This is a genomic window from Parahoeflea halophila, from assembly GCF_900220985.1.
Taxonomy (GTDB): Bacteria; Pseudomonadota; Alphaproteobacteria; order Rhizobiales; family Rhizobiaceae; genus Hoeflea; species Hoeflea halophila.
Window position 1 is genome coordinate 260399 of the sequence record NZ_OCPC01000002.1, and the last position, 22158, is coordinate 282556.

23 protein-coding genes are annotated in these 22158 nt (G+C 62.3%); 16 read left to right on the forward strand and 7 right to left on the reverse strand.

The window, feature by feature from the left end:
- Positions 1-167: 167 nt before the first annotated feature.
- Entirely contained in the window at positions 168-2753 is a 2586-nt protein-coding gene (locus tag CRO46_RS08630) for an ABC transporter permease (protein ID WP_097106992.1), read from the reverse strand.
- Positions 2753-3472, reverse strand: a complete 720-nt coding sequence (locus CRO46_RS08635) for an ABC transporter ATP-binding protein (RefSeq protein ID WP_097106994.1) — start codon at positions 3470-3472, stop codon at positions 2753-2755. Before CRO46_RS08635 ends, CRO46_RS08630 begins: the two co-directional genes overlap by 1 nt.
- 96 nt (positions 3473-3568) lie before the next feature.
- Between CRO46_RS08635 and CRO46_RS08640 the strand changes: the two genes are divergently transcribed.
- Both CRO46_RS08640 and thpR read left to right on the forward strand, forming a co-directional pair.
- Positions 3569-4210 carry an arylesterase gene (locus tag CRO46_RS08640; RefSeq protein ID WP_097106996.1) on the forward strand — a complete coding sequence of 214 codons (642 nt, stop codon included), beginning with the start codon at positions 3569-3571 and terminating at the stop codon, positions 4208-4210.
- A 94-nt stretch (positions 4211-4304) separates the two neighbouring features.
- A complete protein-coding gene (thpR, locus tag CRO46_RS08645) occupies positions 4305-4895 on the forward strand; it encodes an RNA 2',3'-cyclic phosphodiesterase (RefSeq protein ID WP_097106997.1) in 591 nt (196 codons plus the stop codon).
- On the opposite strand, the gene CRO46_RS08650 is transcribed toward thpR, so the two are convergent.
- Positions 4823-5341 (reverse strand): low molecular weight protein-tyrosine-phosphatase, encoded by a 519-nt coding sequence (locus tag CRO46_RS08650; RefSeq protein ID WP_244577827.1) that lies wholly within the window; start codon positions 5339-5341, stop codon positions 4823-4825. The genes thpR and CRO46_RS08650 overlap by 73 nt on opposite strands.
- 43 nt (positions 5342-5384) lie before the next feature.
- Here CRO46_RS08650 and CRO46_RS08655 point away from each other — a divergent pair, with 43 nt between their 5' ends.
- Both CRO46_RS08655 and CRO46_RS08660 read left to right on the forward strand, forming a co-directional pair.
- Positions 5385-5702, forward strand: a complete 318-nt coding sequence (locus tag CRO46_RS08655; protein ID WP_097106998.1) for a 4a-hydroxytetrahydrobiopterin dehydratase — start codon at positions 5385-5387, stop codon at positions 5700-5702.
- A gap of 75 nt (positions 5703-5777) precedes the next feature.
- Positions 5778-6173, forward strand: a complete 396-nt coding sequence (locus CRO46_RS08660; RefSeq protein ID WP_097106999.1) for a YkvA family protein — start codon at positions 5778-5780, stop codon at positions 6171-6173.
- A gap of 26 nt (positions 6174-6199) precedes the next feature.
- Here CRO46_RS08660 and CRO46_RS08665 read toward each other — a convergent pair whose 3' ends face one another.
- The gene (locus CRO46_RS08665) at positions 6200-6775 is read right to left on the reverse strand and encodes a sigma-70 family RNA polymerase sigma factor (protein WP_097107001.1); all 576 of its coding nucleotides are present in this window, start codon (positions 6773-6775) and stop codon (positions 6200-6202) included.
- Positions 6776-7067: 292 nt separating this feature from the next.
- Between CRO46_RS08665 and CRO46_RS08670 the strand changes: the two genes are divergently transcribed.
- Together CRO46_RS08670 and CRO46_RS08675 are read left to right on the forward strand one after the other, a co-directional pair.
- The gene (locus CRO46_RS08670; protein WP_097107002.1) at positions 7068-7571 is read left to right on the forward strand and encodes an invasion associated locus B family protein; all 504 of its coding nucleotides are present in this window, start codon (positions 7068-7070) and stop codon (positions 7569-7571) included.
- A gap of 200 nt (positions 7572-7771) precedes the next feature.
- Entirely contained in the window at positions 7772-8431 is a 660-nt protein-coding gene (locus CRO46_RS08675) for a TetR/AcrR family transcriptional regulator (RefSeq protein ID WP_097107003.1), read from the forward strand.
- 1 nt (position 8432) lies between these two features.
- Here CRO46_RS08675 and CRO46_RS08680 read toward each other — a convergent pair whose 3' ends face one another.
- The gene (locus tag CRO46_RS08680; RefSeq protein ID WP_097107004.1) at positions 8433-9137 is read right to left on the reverse strand and encodes a helix-turn-helix transcriptional regulator; all 705 of its coding nucleotides are present in this window, start codon (positions 9135-9137) and stop codon (positions 8433-8435) included.
- Positions 9138-9247: 110 nt separating this feature from the next.
- On the opposite strand from CRO46_RS08680, the gene CRO46_RS08685 reads away from it, so the two are divergent.
- The 3 genes from CRO46_RS08685 to CRO46_RS08695 all read left to right on the forward strand — a co-directional run bounded on the left by CRO46_RS08685 (position 9248) and on the right by CRO46_RS08695 (position 11329).
- Positions 9248-9487 (forward strand): hypothetical protein, encoded by a 240-nt coding sequence (locus CRO46_RS08685; protein WP_097107006.1) that lies wholly within the window; start codon positions 9248-9250, stop codon positions 9485-9487.
- A 163-nt stretch (positions 9488-9650) separates the two neighbouring features.
- The gene (gene rlmN / locus CRO46_RS08690) at positions 9651-10835 is read left to right on the forward strand and encodes a dual-specificity RNA methyltransferase RlmN (protein ID WP_244577848.1); all 1185 of its coding nucleotides are present in this window, start codon (positions 9651-9653) and stop codon (positions 10833-10835) included.
- 8 nt (positions 10836-10843) lie between these two features.
- On the forward strand, positions 10844-11329 hold the full coding sequence (locus CRO46_RS08695) for a hypothetical protein (RefSeq protein WP_097107008.1): 486 nt from the start codon (positions 10844-10846) through the stop codon (positions 11327-11329).
- Here CRO46_RS08695 and CRO46_RS08700 read toward each other — a convergent pair whose 3' ends face one another.
- Positions 11330-11971 (reverse strand): LysE family translocator, encoded by a 642-nt coding sequence (locus tag CRO46_RS08700; protein ID WP_097107010.1) that lies wholly within the window; start codon positions 11969-11971, stop codon positions 11330-11332. It lies immediately after the preceding gene.
- 195 nt (positions 11972-12166) lie between these two features.
- Between CRO46_RS08700 and CRO46_RS08705 the strand changes: the two genes are divergently transcribed.
- Positions 12167-13384, forward strand: a complete 1218-nt coding sequence (locus CRO46_RS08705; protein WP_097107011.1) for an argininosuccinate synthase — start codon at positions 12167-12169, stop codon at positions 13382-13384.
- A gap of 143 nt (positions 13385-13527) precedes the next feature.
- Positions 13528-15579, forward strand: a complete 2052-nt coding sequence (locus CRO46_RS08710; protein ID WP_097107013.1) for a M3 family metallopeptidase — start codon at positions 13528-13530, stop codon at positions 15577-15579.
- 39 nt (positions 15580-15618) lie between these two features.
- Here the strand turns inward: CRO46_RS08710 and CRO46_RS08715 are convergent, their stop codons facing one another.
- Entirely contained in the window at positions 15619-16200 is a 582-nt protein-coding gene (locus CRO46_RS08715) for a VOC family protein (RefSeq protein WP_097107014.1), read from the reverse strand.
- Between the two features lie 196 nt (positions 16201-16396).
- On the opposite strand from CRO46_RS08715, the gene CRO46_RS08720 reads away from it, so the two are divergent.
- The 5 genes from CRO46_RS08720 to ppa all read left to right on the forward strand — a co-directional run bounded on the left by CRO46_RS08720 (position 16397) and on the right by ppa (position 22017).
- The gene (locus CRO46_RS08720) at positions 16397-17953 is read left to right on the forward strand and encodes an alkaline phosphatase D family protein (RefSeq protein WP_097107016.1); all 1557 of its coding nucleotides are present in this window, start codon (positions 16397-16399) and stop codon (positions 17951-17953) included.
- A 197-nt stretch (positions 17954-18150) separates the two neighbouring features.
- Complete coding sequence (typA, locus tag CRO46_RS08725) at positions 18151-19977, forward strand: translational GTPase TypA (protein WP_097107017.1); 1827 nt, start codon at positions 18151-18153, stop codon at positions 19975-19977.
- Positions 19978-19979: 2 nt separating this feature from the next.
- Positions 19980-20627, forward strand: coding sequence for a chloramphenicol acetyltransferase (locus CRO46_RS08730; RefSeq protein WP_097107019.1), 648 nt, complete (start codon positions 19980-19982; stop codon positions 20625-20627).
- A 151-nt stretch (positions 20628-20778) separates the two neighbouring features.
- Positions 20779-21285 (forward strand): GNAT family N-acetyltransferase, encoded by a 507-nt coding sequence (locus CRO46_RS08735; RefSeq protein ID WP_097107021.1) that lies wholly within the window; start codon positions 20779-20781, stop codon positions 21283-21285.
- Positions 21286-21483: 198 nt separating this feature from the next.
- Complete coding sequence (ppa, locus tag CRO46_RS08740) at positions 21484-22017, forward strand: inorganic diphosphatase (protein WP_097107022.1); 534 nt, start codon at positions 21484-21486, stop codon at positions 22015-22017.
- The last annotated feature ends 141 nt before the right edge of the window (positions 22018-22158 follow it).

Below are 22158 nucleotides of genomic sequence, written 5' to 3' on the forward strand. Positions count from 1 at the left end.
GTTTACGGTGTCGGGTTCAGAGACCCAGGCGCCGCTGCGGGGCTCCAGCATGCCTGCCTACAATATGAGGATGAACTGTGTCCACGGCAAGACCCTGCATCGCGGAAGATGGGCCGAAACCTCTGCGTTTGCTTAATAAATGCGCGGGTGCCGACCGTCTCCGGCCCCTACAGCTCGCGCAGCACCGGTGCGGCTTTCTGTCCCAGCACACGCCAGGTCCCGGCCAGGCCGATGCCGACGGTCAAAACCAGTGCGCCCGCAAGCGTCATCAGTGCGATGTCAGGCATGAAGTCGGACGGCAATGTCATGATCCTGCTGACCACGAACCAGGATGCCACGCCGCCGAATGCCAGCGCGAACACCGCTGTCGCAATTCCCAGAAGACCATATTCATAGACATAGGCCCTGATCAGGGTCGCCCGTGTCGCGCCCAGCGTCTTGAGCACCACCGCATCGTGGATCCGCGAGCGGTTGCCCGCCGCCAGCGCTCCGGCCAGCACCAGAACCGAGGCCACCAGCGCCACCAGCGCCGCGGCCCGGATCGCAATGCCGATCTGCCCGACCAGCCGGTTGGCCAGTTCCAGCGCATCCTTGACCCGCACGCTGGTAATCGTCGGATAGGTCTGCGTCACAGCCCGCAGCACCTCGCCCTCGGCTGCGGCATCGGCGTTCGGGTCGGACAGGGTCGCCATCCAGGAATGCGGCGCACCGGCGAAAGTGTTGGGCGAAAACACCATGACGAAGTTGATCGACAGCGATTCCCACTCGACTTCACGCAGATTGGCGATGCGGGCGGTGATCGCCCGGCCCAGCACCGAAACCGTGATCGTGTCGCCGACGGCAAGCCCGATTTCGCCTGCCTCCTCGGCCGAGAAAGACACCAGTGGCTCACCTTGGTAGTCGGCCGGCCACCATTCGCCTGCGGCCAGGCGCGAGTTTTCGGGCTGGTTTTTCGCATAGGTGACGCCACGGTCGCCCCTGAGCACCCATTGCGCCTCAGACGGCACATTGTCGGCATTGACCTCTTCGCCCTTGAGCTGGGTGATCCGGCCGCGCAGCATCGGCACCTTGATCACCTTACCTTCCGGCGCCAGCTCCATGAGCTGGTTTTCGAATTCCTCGATCTCGTTTGACTGGATGTCGACAAAGAAGAAGTTCGGCGCCCGCTCCGGTAAATTACCCGAAAGTTCCCGCCGCAGATTGGTGTCGATCAAGGCCAGTGTCACCAAGAGTGCCAGCCCGAGACCGAGCGACAGCACCACCGATGGCGTCAGCGCACCGGGCCGGTGAATATTGCCGATCGCCAGCCTGAGCGGCGTCGAGCGCACTGCGGGCCAGCGCCTTGCGATCAGTTGCACCGCATGGCCGACGAGCCTGAGCACTGCAAAGGCCACGATCACCGCAGCCACGAAAACCATGGCAATGCGACGGTCATCGGCAAACCAGATCGCGGCCAGGCATAGGGCCGCCAGCGTCAGCCCGGCGGTCAGCAGATAGGGCCAGCGCGGCAAGGAGCTGGCCTCGAATCCCTGCTGCCTGAACAGCGCCGTGGCAGGAACCTCGCCCGCCCGCCCGAGCGGCAGCACCGCAAAGGCGAATGCGGTCATCAGTCCGAACCCGGCGGCAATGCCCAGCGACGCGGGATAGAACGAGGCGTTGACGGAAATCGGAATGATCCCGGTCAGCGCGCCCGCCGCAAGAAACGGCGTCGCAGCCCCGAGCGCCAGCCCCAGAACGATACCGAATGCCGCAATCAGCATCACTTGGATCAGGTAGATCGCCACCACCAGCTTCGACGGTGCACCGACGCATTTCAGCGTCGCGATGACACCGCGCTTGCCGTCGAGCCAGGCACGCACCGAGTTGGCGATGCCGACACCGCCGACGATCAGCGCCGTGAGCCCGACCAGCGTTAGGAACTGCGAAAACCGTTCGATGTTGCGGGTCAGCGAGGGTGCTGCGTTCTGGCTGGTGCGGATCGACCAGCCGGCGTTGGGGAAGCGGCTGGTGGCTTCTTCGCGAAGGCCTGCAAGCGCGCTGGCGCTGGCGCCGTCATCGAGCCGCACCCGGTAGCTGTATTCCACCAGGCTGCCCGGCCGGATCAGCCCCGCCGCATCAAGCGCTGCGCGCGACGTCATCAGCCGTGGAGCGAAACCGAAACCCTCCGACAGCGAATCGGGTTCGGCCGCAATGACGCCGCGGATCTCCAGACTGGCCTCACCGACGAGCACGGTATCGCCAACACTCAGATCCAGCCGGTCGAGAAAGATCTGCGCCACCGCAGCGCCATGAACGCCATTTCTTTCGGCAAACAGCTCGGTGAGCGGCATCGACGGAACCGTCTCGAAGCTGCCATAAAGCGGGTAAAGGTCATCGACCGCCCGCAACTCGACCAGCGACTGGTCCGAACCGTCGGGTTTGCGCGCCATGGTGCGCATGTTGAGACCGGAGGAGACCGTGCCGAGCTCTTCGATATAGGCCCGTTCCGCCGCGCCGATGTCCTGGTTGTCGCTCTCGAAGCGGATGTCGCCGCCGAGAATGGTCTGGCCTTCAGACGCGATTGAGCCGGTCATCATCTGCGAGACCGAGTTCACCCCGGCAATTGCGCCGGTGCCCAGCGCCACGCAGGCGAGAAAAATGTAGAAACCGGACAGGCCACCGCGCAATTCGCGCAACGCCAGCCTCGCAGCGAGACCAAGCCGCAGGCCGTTGCCCCCGGCATTGGCCACGGTTTTCAACTCTGCCGGCGCCATCAGGCTATCGCCTTGGCGGCAGCGTGCTGGTCGTCGCCGGTCACGATCCGGCCCGAGCGCACGGAAATCTGCCGCTGGCAGCGTTCCGCCAGCGCCGGGTCATGGGTGACCAGCAGCAGCGTGGTGCCGCGCTCGGCCTGCTTGGCAAACAGGAGATCGGCAATCTGCCGCCCGGTTTCGCCATCGAGATTGCCCGTCGGTTCATCCGCCACGATCAGCACCGGGTCCGGCGCCAGCGCCCGGGCAATGGCCACGCGCTGCTGTTCTCCCCCCGACAACTGGCCGGGATAATGGGTCAGCCGCTCGCCGAGCCCGACCGCGACGAGTTCGGCGCGCGCGCGCTCGAAGGCATTTGCCTTGCCGGCGAGTTCCAGCGGTACGGCGACATTTTCAAGCGCCGTCATGTTGGGAATCAGGTGAAAGGACTGGAACACGATGCCGACGGAACGGCCGCGCACGGCGGCAACGGCGTCTTCGCTCAGCGCGTGCAATGCCTGCCCGGCGACGTGGACTTCACCCGTATCCAGCCTTTCCAGTCCGGCAATGACCATCAGAAGCGTCGATTTGCCCGATCCCGACGGACCGACAATGCCGACCGACTCGCCCTGGTGGATGTCGATATCGATGCCCTTGAGTACGTGAACCGAGGAAGCCCCATTGCCGAGTGTCAGATTGGCTTGCCGCAATGTGACAATGGATTTTGCTGGAGATTGAGACACGGGCTGAACATCCTATATGGAAAGGGAGCTGTCGGGCGTGAACCGGCTGATGTCGAGCACTTAGGGGCAACCCGGTGCGTTTTAAAGGTTTAGCCCATGCGTTTTAAGAGCCTCATCACCCTATTGTGTATCGGTCTCGGACTGGCAGCCACGCCGATGCAGGCAGCGGCCGCCGATGAAATCAAGCTCGTCGGTTTCGGCGACAGCCTGATGGCTGCCTACAATCTGCAGGCCAGCGAGGGATTTCCGGCCCGGCTCGAGGCGGCTCTGCGCGAACGCGGGCACAATGTCTCGATCACCAATGCGGGGGTCTCCGGCGACACCACATCCGGCGGCCTGGCGCGGCTCGACTGGTCGGTTCCCGACGGTACCGATGGCGTCATTCTCGAGCTTGGTGCCAATGATGCCTTAAGGGGCCTGCCGCCGGAAAAGACCCGGGAAAACCTTGAGGCGATGATCAAACGGCTTCAGGAACGCGGGATTGCAGTGCTGCTTGCCGGCATGCTGGCGCCGCCAAACATGGGTGGCGACTATGAGACCAAGTTCAACGCCATCTATCCCGACCTCGCAGCCAGATACGAGTTGACGCTCTATCCGTTTTTCCTCGACGGGGTGACGGGGAATCCCGACCAGCTGCTCAGCGACGGCATGCATCCCAACCCTAATGGAATCAACACGATGGTGGAAAAAATCCTGCCTGTTGCCGAACGATTCTTGTCGGAAATCAAGGGCGAATGACATCGCGAACCGGCCGAAACCCTAAATTTCGGTGCTTGCCCTGATCTTCCCGAAGTGGTTCGCTCGAATCAAACGGTGATTCGGGGGACATGCAATGCCCAGACTTTTTACCGCACTCGAAGTTCCCCGGGAGGCGGCCCTGTCCCTCTCCCTCCTGCGCGGCGGATTGCCCGGCGCGCGCTGGATGCGGGGCGAGAATTACCACATCACGCTGCGCTTCATCGGCGACATCGAATGCCACACCGCCGACGAGCTGATCGCGGCCTTCGACCGGATAGACCGGCCCTCCTTCTCTCTCACACTCTCCGGCATGGGCTCCTTCGGTTCGAAGAAGCCGCACTCGATCTGGGCCGGCGTCGCACCCTCGCCGCAACTGATGGCGTTGCAGGCTGAAATCGAACGGATCTGCCAGCGCCACGGCCTGCCTCCTGATCCACGCCGCTTTTCGCCTCATGTCACGCTGGCCCGGCTGCGCAATGCGCGTGTTGCCGATGTGGTCAAATATCTCGGCGGCCGCGGTGATTTCTGCACCCTGCCCTTCGATGTCTGCCGCTTCGTGGTGATGTCGTCGCGCGATTCGGTCGGCGGCGGGCCCTACCTGGTGGAAGAGGCCTATCCGCTGGGCTGGCGCAATTCCTTCTCCAGCCTCGAGACCAGCTCGCTGCAGCCCTCACGCAACAACTGAAAGACGTTTTCGAATCCGTCTGCGCCGCCGTAATAGGGGTCGGGCACATCGGCCCGGCTGCACTGCATGTGCTCGAGAAACAGCTTGATCTTGTCGTGCCGCTGGGACGGCGCCCGTGCCCGCATCGTCGCTTCGTTGGAGCGGTCCATGGCGAAGATCATGTCGAAGCGATCAAAATCATCCGCGGTTACTTGCCGTGCCCGCTGGCCGGAGATGTCGATACCATGCCGAAAGGCGGTGTCCACCGAGCGCGGATCCGGACCATCGCCCTGATGCCAGTTTCCGGTTCCTGCCGAATCAACATCCACCAGCTCCGACAAGCCCGCCTCGGCCAGGCCGTGACGGAAGATTCCTTCAGCCAGGGGCGAGCGGCAGATATTGCCCATGCAGACAAAGAGCACAGAGATTTGGGCCTTTTCGGCATCATTTGCTACGCTAGGTGTCATTGCTCGACTGCCATATTACCAAGAACCAAGACTGGAGGACGTCATGCCGCGCCAGAAACTCGATAGCACAGCCATTGCCGAAAAGCTTGCCGCTGTTGCGTCCTGGGACATCGACGCCGGCGAAACCGCGCTCGACAAGACTTTCAAATTCAAGGATTTCAGCGAAGCTTTCGGCTTCATGGCCCGTGCAGCGCTTGTCGCCGAGAAGCTCGATCACCACCCGGAATGGAAAAATGTCTACAACAAGGTTGATGTGCGCCTGACCACCCACGACGCAGGCGGATTGACCGGTCTCGACTTCGATCTTGCCGTTGCGATGGACCGCATCGCTGCGTCAACAGGCGGCAAAACCGCCGGCTGACATTGAAGCCGTCCTCGCGAGCTACCATATGATGAAAACGACCCCGTCGACGATTCGGGCAAAGGAGGCTTGCAGATGACCGGCCTTGATGGCGAAATTCTCGAACCGGAAAACTTGAGCAGCGACAAGACCGCAGGCGCGGATGAAGCCTCGGTTCGCGCGGGCTTCTGGCGTACTTTCGGCAAGGCGGCAAAGCAGATCCCTTTCACCGAAGATGTGGTCGCTGCCTATTATTGCGCGCTCGACCCGCAAACGCCCGGCAAGGCGAAGGCCGTGCTTTTGGGCGCGCTGGCCTATTTCATCCTGCCGACCGACGCGGTACCCGATTTTCTTGCGCTGGTCGGATTTTCCGACGACATCGCGGTGCTGACGCTGGCGATTGCCACCGTCCGCAGCAATCTCACCGAGGCGCACCGCATCGCAGCGCGCAAATCAATCGAAAAACTGGCTGCCGACAAGACCGCCGCCTGACGCGGCGGTGCCGGCAACGGCGTGCATCAATGCATCGTCATCTCGCCGCCATCGCCTTCCAGGCTCCGGCGCAGCCGTGAGAACGCCAGCCGGATCCGGGATTTGACCGTGCCCAGTGGCAAACCGGTGTCCTCGGCGATCTGGCTGTGCGAGCGCCCCAGGAAGAATGCCTGCTTGACCAGCTCCACCTGTTCATCGGGAAGGTCCAGCATCGCCTTGCGCACCCGCTCGTCACGCTCTTCAGCCTCGACGATGTCCTCGGCCGATTCTGGTTGTGACGGCTGCAACGCCGGGTCATCCGCATCCAGCAAGGCCGATTTGTCGCGACGAAACGCATCGATCCGGCGATTGCGCGCGATCCGGAACAGCCAGGTCGACAGCGACGACTTGACCGGATCGAACAATCCCGCCTTGTGCCAGAGCACGATCATCACTTCCTGGGTCAACTCTTCCGCCTGGCCATTCTCCATGCCGAGCCGCAGCAGGTAGGATTTGATTCGCGGCGCGAAATAGTCAAACAACTCGGCAAATGCCGTCTGATCCTGCCTTTCGGCGACCGCCGAGGCAAGCCGGACAAACCGCTCTTTCAATTCATTCGACATTAACTGCGCGCAACCCCGTGAACTCCATGCGATCAGCCGCCGCCCCGCGACCGACATATGAACACGTACACCGGATTCCACCAAGGTCAAACTGTTGCCGGATTCGAGTTGTTACAAAAGGTGAGCAAGGGACGCGCCGACCCGCGGCGAGACACGATAACTGGCTTTCTGTGGGATTTATTGACGGTTTGGTAACCAGGATTAAGTCAAAATGAACCATTCACCTCGCAACCAGCGGGAACTGTCACCGCGCCTGACGCGTGACACAGGACCACGAACCGGTAGGAAAGCCATGTTTGGGAAGACAATCGCAACCGCAGTAACGGCGCTTTTTGCATTGACCGCCGCCGCGGCGGCGCAATCGCCCACCAGGATCCAGCAGTTTGATGCCTGGGGGGCTTATTCGTACAATTCAGCGGGGGGCAAGGTCTGCTATGTTCTTTCGGTGCCGACCAGTTCCGCACCGACCGATGTCGACCATGGCGACATCTTTTTCCTCATCTCGCAGCGCCCGGGCCAGAACGTCAGCTACGAGCCGCAGGCAATGATGGGGTATCCTCTGCAGGAATCCTCGAAGATCACCGTCAATGTCGATGGCCGCGATTTCACCCTGTTTACCCGTGGCAATTCTGCCTGGGTGGAAAACGCTGCCCAGGAACCCCAACTGGTAGCCGCGATGAAGGCCGGGTCCTCGATGACCGTCAAGGCCACCTCCCGCCGCGGCACCGCCACCTCCTACAGCTACTCGCTCAAGGGCGTGACGGCGGCCCTCAACCAGATCTCCAACTGCAGCTGATTGCATGTCCCGGCACCGGGATGGAAGGGAAGGCCGCGGATCCGGCCTTCCCTTTTATATGTGCGCTCAACCGTTGCGAAGCCTTTCCGGAACCACCCCCAACCCGGCGAAACCGGCCAAATTAACCATTTGTTATCCATGGCATGTGTAAGGAATGAGACCGTTGATCGGTTAATGCATTGCATTGGATATGGGGCGGCATGGCCACGAAACAGACACTCACACCCGAAGATTGGATCAAGGCCGCCTTCAAGCTTCTGACCAGTGCAGGCCCGAAGGCGATCCGCGTCGATTATCTGTGCAAGGAACTGGGAGTCACCAAGGGTTCGTTCTATTGGCACTTCGAGGATCTGGCAGCGCTCCGCGCGGCCATGGTCGAGCACTGGCGACGCATTGCCACGAGCGATGTGATCGCGTCCATGGTCTCGCCGGAACTGTCGCCGCGCGACCTGTTCATCCGCTTCATCGAGGACATTCTGCAAGTTCCCACCCGCGAGTACGGCGGACCGATGACCGAAGTGGCCATCAGGCACTGGGCCGCCGGCGACGAAGCCGTGCAAACGGTGGTTCGCGACGCCGATACAGAGCGACTGGCCTTTCTCACCCTGCAGATGCGCGGCGCCGGCCTGACCGGCCCGGAAGCCCGTTCCCGGGCGACCCTGATCTATGCGACCCTGGTCGGTCTCAAGCAATTGACCGGCGAACCGGCACTGCCGCGGATGGACATTCCCGGTTTCGTCGACGCCATGCTCAGGCCGTCTCCGGCAAGTGCCGCCGCCATTCAGGCGGCCCTCGTCACAACGGCCGCCACGGCACGCGCACCCGAGCCAGAGCCAGAGCCAGAGCTCGAAGTCCAGTGATTCAGGCGGATTCAGCCACACCCGGCTCGACACGGCCCCAACGGTCCTGATCCGGCCAGATGGCGCGCAAGCCATCGCCCTGGCCGGCAAAGCCCTCTTCGAGCACCCGGCACTCGTAGATCCGGTCGGTACGGAAATGCCGGAACCCGGCCCTGAGCTCGCACCAGCATGCCAGCATCACGCATTCCAGATGATAGACCAGCGCCAGCGGCCTCACCGTTCTGGTCGTCCGGCATCCCTGCTCATTCTGGTAGACCAGCTCCAGCTTGCGTTCCCCCCGGATGGCATCGCGGAGCGTGGATTTCGACACGCAGCCCATTGCCGGATCATCCAGTGCCGCGCCCCAGGGCGCCACTTGCAGCCAGTTCGCCGGACCGTGCAGCGCGTCGATCTTCTCGTGGATCCGCCGGGCCGCGCGCTGCAGCGCACTGTCACCTGTGCGTGACAACAATGCCAGGCCGACCCTGAGCGCCTCGATTTCCTCCAGATCGAAATTCAGCGGCGGCAGGTCATAGCCCCTGCGCATGATATAGCCGATCCCGGCCTCCCCTTCGATCGGCGTGTTCATCACCTGAAGCGCGGCGATGTCGCGGTAGATCGTCCGGATCGAAACCTCGAGTTGCCCGGCCAGGGTTTCGGCGGTCACCGGCTTGCGTGCGGATCTGAGGATCTGGATGATTTCAAACAGTCGGTCGGAACGGCGCATGGTCGGGATCTCGTGTTCAGCGGGCCTTTGCTGCTGACACTATCACAGCCCCCACTGACACCGTACTGTCAGCAGCGCTCTGCTTTCCTGTTTAGGACAGGAGACCGGCTATGAGCTACTACGACCACGCCACCATGATCGCCTATCGCCTCGGACCCTTCGCCCCGACGCCCGGCTCGTCGCTTGATGTCCCCAGCAGCAACAGGTCAAAACCTGCTGCCGTCACCGCACCTTGCAGCACCACAACTTGGCTCCGGCGCAAACCGATCCGGGCCTGGTTTACCGGGCTGAGGGACCGGTTCCGCCCCCGGGCGATGCCGCAAGGCCGGCAGGATCGCTGGCACCGTTGAGGGTGCGACACAACGGCGGTGGTGACGTAAGGCTCAAAAGCTGGTAGGACGCGGCCAATCTTGCAACATCAGAACCGAGCCCGTGATGCCAGCGACCATTGACCTGTCAGACCCTTCCGCGCGTCCCGCCCCGTCTCAGGCTGCCAAAGCAGCGAGCCCGGGCATGGACGGCAAGCCGACGCTGATCGGCATGAGCCGAGAGGAAATGGTGGCCGCCATGGCCGACGCCGGCGTGCCCGAAAAGCAGCGCAAGATGCGCGTCAACCAGCTCTGGCACTGGCTTTACGTGCGCGGCTCGTCCGATTTTGCCGACATGCACACGATCTCGAAGGAGCTGCGCGAGAAACTCGCCGCGCGCTACACCGTGGCCCGCCCGGAGATCGTCGAGGAGCAGATTTCCAATGACGGCACCCGCAAATGGCTGATGCGCTTTCCCCCGCGCGGCGCCGGCCGCCCGGTCGAGGTCGAGACCGTCTACATCCCCGAGGAAGGCCGCGGCACGCTTTGTATCTCGAGCCAGGTGGGCTGCACGCTGACCTGCACCTTCTGCCACACCGGCACCCAGAAGCTGGTGCGCAACCTGACCTCCGAGGAAATCCTGTCGCAATTGCTGGTCGCCCGCGACCGCCTCGGCGATTTCCCGCACAAGGACACGCCGCAGGGCGCCATCGTGCCGGCTGAGGGCCGCAAGGTCACCAATATCGTCATGATGGGCATGGGCGAGCCGCTTTACAATTTCGATCATGTCAAGCAGGCGCTGCTGATTGCGTCGGATGGCGATGGCCTGGCCCTGTCGCGCCGCCGCATCACGCTGTCAACCTCCGGCGTGGTGCCCGGCATCGTCCGCACCGGTGAGGAAATCGGTGTCATGCTGGCGATCTCGCTTCATGCCGTGCGTGATGAATTGCGCGACGAGCTGGTGCCGATCAACAAGAAGTATCCGCTGAAGGAACTGCTCGACGCCTGCCGCAACTATCCGGGTCTTTCCAATGCACGCCGCATCACGTTTGAATATGTGATGCTCAAGGGCGTCAATGACTCGCTTGCCGACGCCAAGGAACTGGTTCGCCTGCTCAAGGGCATCCCGGCCAAGATCAACCTGATCCCGTTCAACCCCTGGCCGGGCTCGGCCTATGAATGTTCGGACTGGGAGCAGATCGAGACCTTCGCCGATTTCGTCAATGCCAACGGCTATGCCTCGCCGATCCGCACCCCGCGCGGCCGCGATATTCTCGCCGCCTGCGGTCAGCTCAAGAGCGAATCCGAGCGCATGCGCAAGAAGGATCGTGACCAGCTGCAAGACATGGCGCTGCAGGCAATGATGATCTCTGGCCACGGCGCCGACTGAAACCGGCGATGAGCGACCTCTTCCGCCTGATCATACGGATGTTTGCCATAACCCTTGGCTTTTTCCTCGGCTGTCTGGCGGCAGGCCTGGCCTATGCCTTTCTCGCCCGGCTGATCCGGCCCGAGGATTTCGGACGTTTCAGCGACATTGAACTCACTGTGACGCTGGTGATCGGCGTTGTCGGCGTCGCCAGCCTGTTTGCCCGGGCGGCGCTGCTGCCGGCCTTCATCCTGATTGCCGTTTTCGAATTCTGGCGCCGCCGCGACTGGCTCAGCCACGCCTTGGGCGGCGGCGCGATCGCCCTTGCGGCGGCCAGCATGGTGTTTGCCACGCAGTCAGCGGCATCGGCGGGGTCCACCCGGCTGATCGCAGTTCACGTGGCGTGCGGCATTATCGGCGCCAGCGTTTACTGGCTGTTCGTCGGCCGCAGTGCCGGCCGCTGGCTGCCGAGTGAGCGCCGGGCCAGCCCGGACATCGGCGATCCCCGACCCTGATCAGCGGCCCTGGGTCAAGAAGATCTTGAGAGCGAAGATCGAGAACACCGAGGCGAACACGTAATCGACGATCCGCATCACTTGCGGCTTGCGCTTGAGCCAGCTCGCCAGACTGTGCGCACCCAGCACGATAGCGATGACGATGGGCGTCGAAACCACCACGAAGAACATCCCGAGAAAAATCAGCTTGCCGGTGATATGCGGATCGGAAGCCGCGACAAATTGCGGCAGGAACGTCATGAAAAACAGGATGATCTTCGGGTTGAGCAGATTGATTCCAAGCCCCTGAGCCCAATTTGCCATGACCCCGCGGCCCGATCGGCCCGATACCGGCAGTGTCAGGCTTGAGCCCTTGCGGATGGCCTGAATGGCAAGCCACATCAGATAGGCCGCGCCAACAGCCTTGAGTGCAAAAAACGCGGTCGGCGACGCCACCACCAGTGCCGACAGTCCCAGTGCCACCATCAGCGTATGCACTGTTATGCCGCTCATCGCACCGGCGACACAGGCAAAGCCCGCGGCCCGTCCGTCCGACAATGCCCGCGAGACAAACAACGTCATGTCGGGTCCCGGCGTAATCGCCAGAACGACAGAAGCCGCAAGAAAGGCAAGCAGCGTCGGATAATCCGGAATGAAGTGCATTGGGGGCTCGCTATTGAGATCAGCAAAGCAAACTTCTTATGCCGAATCGGGCCGTCTGCCAATCGGCGCGTTCATTCAGGCGCTGTGGCTAGACCCTTGCATGGCACGGCAAACCGGCTAAAAGTGCCGCAAATTTCAGGGCTCCGAGATTCAGGTTTCTTAGGGGCGAGGCTCAAAACAGAAAGACGCACAACCATGGCATCGCACAAGGACGTCAAGAAAGTCGTTCTCGCCTATTCCGGCGGTCTCGACACCTCGATCATTCTCAAATGGCTGCAGACGGAGCTGGGCGCGGAAGTCGTCACCTTCACCGCCGACCTCGGCCAGGGAGAGGAACTGGAACCGGCCCGCAAAAAGGCGGAAATGCTCGGCATCAAGGAAATCTTCATCGAGGATGTGCGCGAGGAATTCGTCCGTGATTTCGTCTTCCCGATGTTCCGCGCCAATGCGGTCTATGAAGGCGTCTACCTGCTCGGCACCTCGATCGCCCGCCCGCTGATCTCCAAGCGGCTGGTCGAGATCGCCCGCGAGACCGGTGCCGACGCCATTGCCCACGGCGCCACCGGCAAGGGCAACGACCAGGTCCGCTTCGAGCTGTCGGCCTATGCGCTGAACCCCGACATCAAGATCATCGCGCCCTGGCGCGACTGGTCGTTCAAGAGCCGCACCGACCTGATCAATTTCGCCGAAGCGCACCAGATCCCTGTCGCCAAGGACAAGAAGGGCGAAGCCCCGTTCTCGGTCGACGCCAACCTGCTGCATTCCTCTTCCGAGGGCAAGGTGCTGGAAGATCCGGCGGTCGAAGCGCCCGAATATGTGCACATGCGCACGATTTCGCCGGAAGCGGCGCCCGACAAACCCACCATCATCAAGATCGGTTTCGAGCAGGGCGATGCAGTCTCGATCAACGGCGTGCGCATGAGCCCGGCGACAATTCTGGCCGAACTCAACAATTACGGCCGCGACAACGGCATCGGCCGTCTCGACCTGGTCGAGAACCGCTTCGTCGGCATGAAATCGCGCGGCGTCTACGAGACCCCTGGCGGCACCATCCTGCTCGCCGCGCACCGGGCGATGGAATCGATCACGCTCGACCGTGGCGCAGCCCACCTCAAGGATGAACTGATGCCGCGCTATGCCGAGCTCATCTATTTCGGCTTCTGGTTCTCGCCCGAACGCGAAATGCTGCAGGCGGCCATCGACCACAGCCAGAAAAACGTCGAGGGTGAAGTCACCCTCAAGCTCTACAAGGGCAATGTCATGGTCACCGGCCGCGAAAGCGACAAGTCGCTCTATTCCGACGCGCTGGTCACCTTCGAGGACGACCGCGGCGCCTATGACCAGAAGGACGCGGAAGGCTTTATCCGCCTCAATGCCCTGCGTCTGCGCACGCTCGCGGCCCGCGACCGCTAACGCCGGAAAGACATTCGGACTTCAGGGGCGGGCCCAGCGATGGGGCCGCCCCTTCTCTTTGCCGCGATCTGTGCCCGGGTAGCACCCGGCGCCTTGCCCATCCGCATCCGCGCGCCTACATCAGGCCCAACAAGGAGCCTTTCATGACCTCATCCGCCTCCCCCGTTTTTGACTGGAGCGCACCGCTCGGCCTGCCGGAGTTCGACAAGATCGCCGACACGGATTTCGCCCCGGCCTTCGAAACCGCGCTTGCCGAGCATGATGCCGAGATCCAGGCCATCGCCGAAAACGCCGAAGCACCCGATTTCGACAACACGCTGGTGGCGCTCGAACTTGCCGGAGACAAGCTCTCGAAGGTCTCGTCGCTGTTCTGGAACCGTGCCGGCACCGACACCAACGACACCATTCAGGCGCTTGAGCGCGAGATCGCGCCACGCATGTCGCGGCATTACTCGAAGATCTCCATGAACCGAGCCCTGTTCGAGCGCGTCGACGGCCTGTACCGGAAGCGCTCCAGTCTCGGCCTGACGCCCGAACAGGACCGCCTGCTCGAGCGGGTCTGGAAATCCTTCATCAAGTCCGGCGCGGCACTGGATGAAGCAGGCCAGAAACGGCTTGCCGAAGTTGGCGAGACCCTGGCCGGCCTTGGGGCGCAATTCGGCCAGAACGTGCTGGCCGACGAGAAGAACTGGGTGATGCTGCTGGATGAAGGCGATGACCTCGACGGTCTTTCCGATGATCTGCGCGCCGCCATGGCCGCCGTCGCCGAGGATCTCGGCCACAAGAACAAGTTTGCCGTGACCCTGTCGCGCTCGATCATCGAGCCATTTTTGAGCTCCAGCGAACGCCGTGACCTGCGCGAGAGAGCCTTCAAGGCCTGGATCGCCCGCGGCGCCAATGGCGGCAGCACCGACAATGCGCCGCTGATTTCGCAGATTATTGCCTTGCGCAGCGAGAAAGCCGAGCTTCTGGGCTATGACAGCTACGCCGCCTACAAGCTTGATGACACCATGGCCAAGTCGCCGGAAGCCGTCGAGGACCTGCTCGGCAATGTCTGGACCCGTGCCGTTGCCCAGGCTGACACCGATCGCGCGGAACTCGCCGGGCTGATCGCCGAAGAGGGCGGCAACCATGACGTGGCAGCGTGGGACTGGCGCCACTATGCCGAAAAGCTCAAAGCCCGCCGCTTCGCCTTCTCCCAGGCCGAACTCAAGCCCTATTTCCCCTTGAGCGGCATGATCGAGGCCTGTTTCGACGTCGCCAACCGCCTTTTCGGCATCTCCATGACCGAGTGCCCCGACATCCGCGGCCCGCACAAGGATGCCCGCGTGTTCGAGGTCAGGGCCGGGAATGGCGAAATGATCGCCACCTTCATCGCCGACTATTTCGCCCGGCCGTCAAAACGCTCCGGCGCCTGGATGAGCGGCCTGCGCAGCCAGCACAAGCTCACCCTGCCGGACGGCAGCACCGGCCAACAGCCGATCATCACCAATGTGATGAACTTCGCCAAGCCCGCACCCGGACAGGAAGCGCTGCTGTCACTCGATGACGCGCGCACTCTGTTCCATGAGTTCGGCCACGCCCTGCATGGCATGCTGTCGGATGTCACCTATCCGTCGCTCTCGGGTACCTCGGTCAGCCGTGACTTCGTTGAACTGCCGTCACAGCTCTATGAGCACTGGCTGACCGTTCCCGAAATCCTCGAAAAGCACGCCCGCCACTACAAGACCGGCGAACCGATCCCGCGCGAACTGGTCGACAAGGTGCTGGCGGCCCAGACCTTCAATGCCGGTTTCGCTGCCGTCGAATTTACCGCCTCCGCGCTGGTCGACATGGCATGGCACACCGGCGGTGAAAAGGCCGACCCGGCGACCTTCGAGGCCGAGACGCTGAAGAAGCTCGGCATGCCCGAAGCCATCGTCATGCGCCATGCCAGCCCGCATTTCCTGCATGTCTTCTCCGGCGAAGGCTATTCGGCCGGCTATTACTCCTACATGTGGTCGGAAGTGCTGGATGCCGACGCCTTTGCGGCATTTGAGGAAACCGGCAACCCGTTTGATCCGGACATGGCCGGGAGGCTGCGGACCCATGTCTATTCGGCCGGCGGCTCGCGCGATCCGGGCGAACTCTACCAGGCCTTCCGCGGCCGCATGCCCGATGCCACGGCGATGCTCAAGAAGCGCGGCCTCGCCTGACCCACATCGGCAACCAGCAGACGGGCGCCGGCAGAGGCTTTAATAGGCCTTTTTCGGCGTCCGGTCGTCCGACAGCGAGCGCTGGGTGCGTTCGACAATTGCCTCGATCGCATCGGCGAGATGGATCTCGGCGATATTGTAGTCGCCGCGTTCGACCCGGATCTTGTGAGCCTCGACAAAGACTTCGGCATAGCTCACACCCGCCGGCGGTTCGAACCGGTAGGCGGCCAGCTCGATCAGGAAGCCCAGCGGATCCTTGAAATAGATCGAATCCATGAAGCCGCGGTCCTTGACCCCGCTGTGCTTGATGCCGCGCTCGTCGAGACGCTCGACCGCCTGCGAGAATGTTGCCTTTGACACGTTGATGGCCAGATGATGAACCGCCCCCGGCTCGGTCGAGGTTCGCGCCGGATCGGCTTTGCGGTCCTCGCTGGTGAAGATGGTGATCAGCCGGCCATCACCCGGATCGAAATAGAGGTGACTTTCCGACGCCCGGTCCAGATTGGGCTGTTCGAAGATGAACGGCATGCCGAGAAGCCCTTCCCAGAAATCGATCGAGGTCTGCCGGTCCGCCCCCATCAGGGTGATGTGGTGGATGCCCTGTGCCTGCAACTTGCGCATCGTGCTCTCCCGTGTGTTGTCGTCGCTGTTGCCTGCCATTGTTACCCCATGCCCCGGACACGGCAAAATCACGCCTGTCATGAAAGCTTGATCAAGGTTTCATCAAACCGAAAAGGCAGTGTCACATTTCCTTGCGAGGGATCCTGGTTCGCGAAAAACGGACAGTCACCCAGGCTATGCCACCCAGGAGAGAACAATGTCCCTTTCCCGCCGCAGCTTCCTTGTGTCTGCCAGCGCCACCTCGCTGGTAACTGCCTCCGGCCTCGCAGCACCCTCTTTTGTCCGCGCCGCCCAGCGCCCGGTTTTCACCCATGGCGTCCAGTCCGGCGATGTCAGCACCAGTTCCGGCATGATCTGGACCCGTGTCGATCGACCGTCGCGCATCAACATGGAAATTTCCACCGTTGAGAGTTTCGAGAACGCGATCAAGCTGCCGCCGATGAATGCGCTCCCCGACAGCGACTACGCCACCAAGCGGCTGCTCGAAAACCTGCCCTCCGACCAAGAGATTTTCTACCGTTTCAGCGCCGCCGATCTTTCCGACATCAATACCGTCTCGGAACCGGTCGTCGGCCGTTTCCGCACAGCGCCCGCCTCGCGCCGCAACATCCGCTTTGCCTGGTCCGGCGACACCGCCGGCCAGGGCTGGGGCATCGACGACACCGGCATGAAGACCTACGCCACCATGGCCAGGCACCAGCCTGATTTCTTCCTCCATTCCGGCGACACCATCTATGCCGATGGCCCGATGCAGGACGAGGTCGAACTCAAGGATGGCAGCAAGTGGATCAACCGGGTGCTTCCCGAGGAAAAGCGCAAGGTCGCCGAAACGCTCGACGAATTCCGCGGCCAGTGGAAATACAACATGATGGACGAGCATGTCCGCGCCCTGAACGCCGTCTGCCCGACCTTCTTCCAGTGGGACGATCACGAGGTGGTCAACAACTGGTCGGCGTCAAAGGACCTCAGCGGCGATGACCGCTATGCCGAGAAGTCCGTGCCGCTGCTGACGGCCCGCGCCGCCCGCGCCTTCCACGAGATGACCCCGATCAGCTACACGCCTTCAGAGCCGGGCCGTGTCTACCGCAAGATCGCCTATGGCCCGCTCGTCGACGTGTTCTTTCTCGACATGCGCTCCTACCGTGCCGCCAACAGCGACAATGTTCAGCAGACCCAGGGCGATGCGACCACGTTTCTCGGCCAGCAACAGATCGCCTGGCTCAAGCGCGAACTGGCCAACTCCAAGGCGACCTGGAAGATCATCGCCGCCGACATGCCGATCGGCCTGGTGGTGCGCGACGGCGACAACAAGTTCGAAGCCATCGGCAACGCCGATGACGGCGGTGCGAAAGGCCGCGAATTCGAGATCGCCGACCTGCTGCGCTACATCAAGAATGCCGGGATTACCAACACGGTCTGGCTGACTGCTGATGTCCACTACACCGCAGCCCACTACTACGACCCGAACAAGGCACAGTTCCAGGATTTCGAACCTTTCTGGGAATTCGTCTCGGGTCCGCTCCACGCCGGCACCTTCGGCCCCAACGCGCTTGACATGACCTTCGGCCCGGACGTCAAGTTTGTTGCGGCTCCGACCGAGGAGCAGGGCGTCAACCTGCCGCCCTCCATGGGCTTGCAGTTTTTCGGCCTTGTCGACATTCACGGCGATACCGGGCAACTCACTGTCCGTCTGATGAATCGCGACGACGAGGAACTCTGGAGCAAGACGCTGGATCCGGTCCGAAACGCCTGAATACCTGTTTCGACCCCGGTACGATATGACAGGGAAGGGCGTCCTGCGCCCTTCCTTTTGGCTGATCAGCCTGTGTTGTCGTGGCCTCTTTCGCAACCGCAAAAAAACCTGTATAAGCCGCGCAAAGTCCGGTCATTGCCGGCCCGCGCCGGATCAGCATCCGGCGTTTTTGTATTCTCCAGAATGAGATCTGACCTATGTCCCTGCGCAATATTGCGATTATCGCCCACGTTGACCATGGTAAAACCACCCTTGTCGACGAGCTCTTGAAGCAATCCGGTGTCTACCGCGAAAACGAACGCGTTCAGGAACGCGCCATGGATTCGGGCGACATCGAAAAGGAACGCGGCATCACCATTCTCGCCAAGGCCACCTCGGTGGAATGGAAGGGCACCCGGATCAACATCGTCGACACCCCGGGCCACGCCGACTTCGGCGGCGAAGTCGAGCGCATTCTCTCGATGGTGGACGGCGCCATCGTTCTGGTCGACGCAGCCGAAGGCCCGATGCCGCAGACCAAATTCGTGGTCGGCAAGGCACTCAAGGTCGGCCTTCGCCCGATCGTCGCCATCAACAAGATCGACCGCCCCGACGCCCGCGTCGACGAGGTCATCAATGAGGTCTTCGACCTTTTCGCGGCCCTCGACGCCACCGACGAGCAGCTCGATTTCCCGATCATGTACGGCTCCGGCCGCAATGGCTGGATGTCGGCTGGCCCTGACCGCCCGGAAGACGGCGGATCGCTCGCGCCGCTGTTCGACCTGGTTCTCGAGCACTGCCCGGAGCCTAAAGTTGCCGAAGGCCCGTTCCGCATGATCGGCACGATCCTGGAAGCCAACCCCTTCCTCGGCCGCATCATCACCGGCCGCATCCATTCCGGTTCGATCAAGCCGAACCAGACCGTCAAGGTTCTCAACGGCGAAGGCAAGCTGGTCGAGAACGGCCGGATTTCCAAGATCCTCGCCTTCCGCGGCCTTGAGCGCCAGCCGGTCGAAGTGGCTCATGCGGGCGACATCGTCGCCATTGCCGGGTTGTCCAAGGGCACCGTTGCCGACACATTCTGCGATCCGGCCGTCACCGAAGCGCTGACGGCACAGCCGATCGACCCGCCAACCGTGACCATGACCTTCCTGGTCAATGATTCGCCGCTGGCCGGCACCGAGGGCGACAAGGTGACCAGCCGCGTCATCCGCGACCGCCTGCTCAAGGAAGCCGAGGGCAACGTCGCACTGAAGATCGAGGAGTCCGAGGGCAAGGATTCCTTCTACGTCTCCGGCCGTGGCGAATTGCAGCTCGCCGTTCTGATCGAGACCATGCGCCGCGAAGGCTTCGAGCTTGCCGTCTCGCGTCCCCGCGTCGTCATGCACAAGGACGAGAACGGCACCCTGATGGAGCCGATCGAGGAAGTCGTCATCGACGTCGACGAGGAGCATTCCGGCGTCGTGGTTCAGAAGATGTCCGAGCGCAAGGCCGAGATGACCGAACTGCGGCCCTCCGGTGGCAACCGCGTCCGTCTGGTGTTCCATGCCCCGACCCGCGGCCTGATCGGCTACCAGTCGGAACTTCTGACCGACACCCGCGGCACCGCCGTGATGAACCGCCTGTTCCATGATTACCAGGCCTACAAGGGCGATATCGGCGGCCGCACCAACGGTGTACTGCTCGCCAACATGGCCGGCGAGGCTGTAGCCTATGCGATGTTCAACCTTGAAGACCGCGGCCCGATGATCATCGAGCCGGGCGACAAGGTCTATATGGGCATGATCATCGGCATCCACTCGCGCGACAACGACCTTGAAGTCAACGTCCTCAAGGGCAAGCAGCTGACCAACATCCGCTCCGCCGGCAAGGACGAGGCCGTCAAGCTGACGCCACCGATCCGCATGACGCTCGACCGGGCGCTGTCGTGGATCCAGGACGACGAGTTGATGGAAGTGACGCCGAAGTCGATCCGCCTGCGCAAGCGTTACCTCGACGCCAACGACCGCAAGCGCTTCAGCAAAGCCGGCGCGAGCGCCGCCTGATCATGACCTCCGGCGCGCGCGAAATCGATCTTGCGACCTGGTCACGGGCCGGGCAGTTCAACCTGTTCCGGACCTATGACCGGCCGCATTTCGCCACCACCGCGCGCGTCGACGTCACCGCCCTGATGACGAAGGGAAAGCCCGCGGGCGTCTCGCCCTACCGCGCCTTCATTCATGCCATCGGTGCCGGAGTTCACGCCGTGCCGGCGCTGAAGATGCGGTTCGAAAAAGACCGCGTGCTCGAATATGACAGCATCTCGCTTTCGGCGACCGTGCCTCGCCCCGGCGAGAGTTTCGGCTACGCCTATATTCCCTATTTTGAAGACTGGGACAGGTTCGACGCCAGTTGCAAGGCGATCATCGAGGAAACCGCCAAGGGCACCGACCTGGGCGCCAACACCGGCCAGCGGTTTGATGTAGCCTACCTGTCCTGTCTGCCATGGATCGATTTCACCGCGCTCGACAATGCGCTGCCAGGCCCCGATGACTGTATCCCGCGCTTTTCCTGGGGCAAATTTGTCGAGGCCTCAGACGGCCGCTGGAGCTGCCCGGTTGCGGTCCAGGTGCATCATGCACTGGCTGACGGCCTTCAGGTTGGCCAGTTCTTCGAGGCCGCCCAGGCAAGCCTCGACCGGTTTGCCAAGGCCTGAAGCTTCCATTCAGGCGGTGCGCTGCCCTTGCATATTTGCTTAACAAACGGTTAACTCATCTTACGCCGTCCACAAAACAATGCTGTGGGCAGAGGCCGAAGCAGACCCAGCGTGGCTTCTTCGGGCATACCATGACCGGTAGTGTAAGCGCATGAGCACGTTAACCATCGATATCCGGCACGCCGAGCCGCAGGATGCAGAAGCCATCGCCAGCACCCATCGTGCGGCCTGGAGCCATGCCTATGCGGGGCTCTTGCCCTACAAGGCGTTGCGTCACATGCTTGAGCGCCGCAATATTGCCTGGTGGCAGCGCGCCGTACACGGCGCAACCTCGATCCTGGTGCTCGATGTCGGCGGTACGGTCGCGGGCTATGCCACGCTCGGCCTCAACAGGGCCCGCTCGCTGCCACAGGAAGGCGAGATCTACGAGCTCTACCTGAAGCCGGAGTTCCAGGGCGTCGGCCTGGGCAAGCGCCTGTTCAACGAAGCCAGGCAGTTGCTCGACTCCCTCGGCTGCAAGGGCGTGGTGGTATGGTGCCTGGAGGAAAACCATACAGCGGTCGAATTCTATCGCTTCCAGGGTGGCCGCGATGTCGCCGAAGGCCACGAGACATTTGACGGCAAGACGCTGAAGAAACTGGCCTTCGTCTGGTCCTGACTGTTCCGCAGGGGCGATCCGCTCCAAAAGTCCTGTTGCACCGAACCGTCTTTGGCTTTAATTCCGGAGCCGACTGATACAGCGTGCGCCCGACCGGGCGCGCATCGCCGTATCATGGCCCTGAATTCTCGCATGCGCGTTCTCCTCAATCCTCCCATTTGAGCGCGGCATGCACCACAGATCCGGATTGGAGCGACCATGCGCATAGACGCCATCAGCATCGGCGAAACCCCACCCAACGACGTCAATGTCATCGTCGAGGTGCCGGTCGGCGGACAGCCGATCAAGTACGAGATGGACAAGGATGCGGGAACCCTGGTGGTCGACCGCTTTCTCTACACACCGATGACCTATCCGGGCAATTACGGCTTCGTGCCGCATACCCTGTCTGACGATGGCGATCCGATCGATGTCCTGGTTTGCAACACGCGGCCGCTGATTCCGGGCTGCGTCATCAATGTTCGGCCGATCGGCGTTCTGGTCATGGAAGACAATGCGGGACAGGACGAAAAGATCATCGCCGTGCCCTCGACCCATCTCACCAAGCGGTATGAAGGTGTCAACGACTACACCGACATGCCGGAGATCACCCTGCAGCAGATCGAGCACTTCTTCGAGCACTACAAGGATCTCGAGCCAGGCAAGTGGGTCAAGATCGGCGGTTGGCGCAATGCCGAAACCGCCCGCAAGCTGATCACCGAAGCAATCGACCGGGCCAAGTCCAAGGCCTGATCTTCACGGTCTTCCGGTTCGCGGAACCAGTCACAGACATCCCCTCACGCCGCCCGGTCGAATGATCCGGCGGCGTGTTTGCTATCTGCCGGCAAGCCGGGTGAGCGTTCCGAAGACCGCGCCGGGATCGGCGTCAATCCG

Bases quoted from the DNA above. Each gene is read 5' to 3' on its own strand.
- CRO46_RS08630 (WP_097106992.1), bottom strand. From the start codon at position 2,753: ATGGCGCCGGCAGAGTTGAAAACCGTGGCCAATGCCGGGGGCAACGGC.
- CRO46_RS08640 (WP_097106996.1), top strand. From the start codon at position 3,569: ATGCGTTTTAAGAGCCTCATCACCCTATTGTGTATCGGTCTCGGACTG.
- thpR (WP_097106997.1), top strand. From the start codon at position 4,305: ATGCCCAGACTTTTTACCGCACTCGAAGTTCCCCGGGAGGCGGCCCTG.
- CRO46_RS08650 (WP_244577827.1), bottom strand. From the start codon at position 5,341: ATGACACCTAGCGTAGCAAATGATGCCGAAAAGGCCCAAATCTCTGTG.
- CRO46_RS08655 (WP_097106998.1), top strand. From the start codon at position 5,385: ATGCCGCGCCAGAAACTCGATAGCACAGCCATTGCCGAAAAGCTTGCC.
- CRO46_RS08660 (WP_097106999.1), top strand. From the start codon at position 5,778: ATGACCGGCCTTGATGGCGAAATTCTCGAACCGGAAAACTTGAGCAGC.
- CRO46_RS08665 (WP_097107001.1), bottom strand. From the start codon at position 6,775: ATGTCGAATGAATTGAAAGAGCGGTTTGTCCGGCTTGCCTCGGCGGTC.
- CRO46_RS08670 (WP_097107002.1), top strand. From the start codon at position 7,068: ATGTTTGGGAAGACAATCGCAACCGCAGTAACGGCGCTTTTTGCATTG.
- CRO46_RS08675 (WP_097107003.1), top strand. From the start codon at position 7,772: ATGGCCACGAAACAGACACTCACACCCGAAGATTGGATCAAGGCCGCC.
- CRO46_RS08680 (WP_097107004.1), bottom strand. From the start codon at position 9,137: ATGCGCCGTTCCGACCGACTGTTTGAAATCATCCAGATCCTCAGATCC.
- CRO46_RS08685 (WP_097107006.1), top strand. From the start codon at position 9,248: ATGAGCTACTACGACCACGCCACCATGATCGCCTATCGCCTCGGACCC.
- rlmN (WP_244577848.1), top strand. From the start codon at position 9,651: ATGGACGGCAAGCCGACGCTGATCGGCATGAGCCGAGAGGAAATGGTG.
- CRO46_RS08695 (WP_097107008.1), top strand. From the start codon at position 10,844: ATGAGCGACCTCTTCCGCCTGATCATACGGATGTTTGCCATAACCCTT.
- CRO46_RS08700 (WP_097107010.1), bottom strand. From the start codon at position 11,971: ATGCACTTCATTCCGGATTATCCGACGCTGCTTGCCTTTCTTGCGGCT.
- CRO46_RS08705 (WP_097107011.1), top strand. From the start codon at position 12,167: ATGGCATCGCACAAGGACGTCAAGAAAGTCGTTCTCGCCTATTCCGGC.
- CRO46_RS08710 (WP_097107013.1), top strand. From the start codon at position 13,528: ATGACCTCATCCGCCTCCCCCGTTTTTGACTGGAGCGCACCGCTCGGC.
- CRO46_RS08715 (WP_097107014.1), bottom strand. From the start codon at position 16,200: ATGCGCAAGTTGCAGGCACAGGGCATCCACCACATCACCCTGATGGGG.
- CRO46_RS08720 (WP_097107016.1), top strand. From the start codon at position 16,397: ATGTCCCTTTCCCGCCGCAGCTTCCTTGTGTCTGCCAGCGCCACCTCG.
- typA (WP_097107017.1), top strand. From the start codon at position 18,151: ATGTCCCTGCGCAATATTGCGATTATCGCCCACGTTGACCATGGTAAA.
- CRO46_RS08730 (WP_097107019.1), top strand. From the start codon at position 19,980: ATGACCTCCGGCGCGCGCGAAATCGATCTTGCGACCTGGTCACGGGCC.
- CRO46_RS08735 (WP_097107021.1), top strand. From the start codon at position 20,779: ATGAGCACGTTAACCATCGATATCCGGCACGCCGAGCCGCAGGATGCA.
- ppa (WP_097107022.1), top strand. From the start codon at position 21,484: ATGCGCATAGACGCCATCAGCATCGGCGAAACCCCACCCAACGACGTC.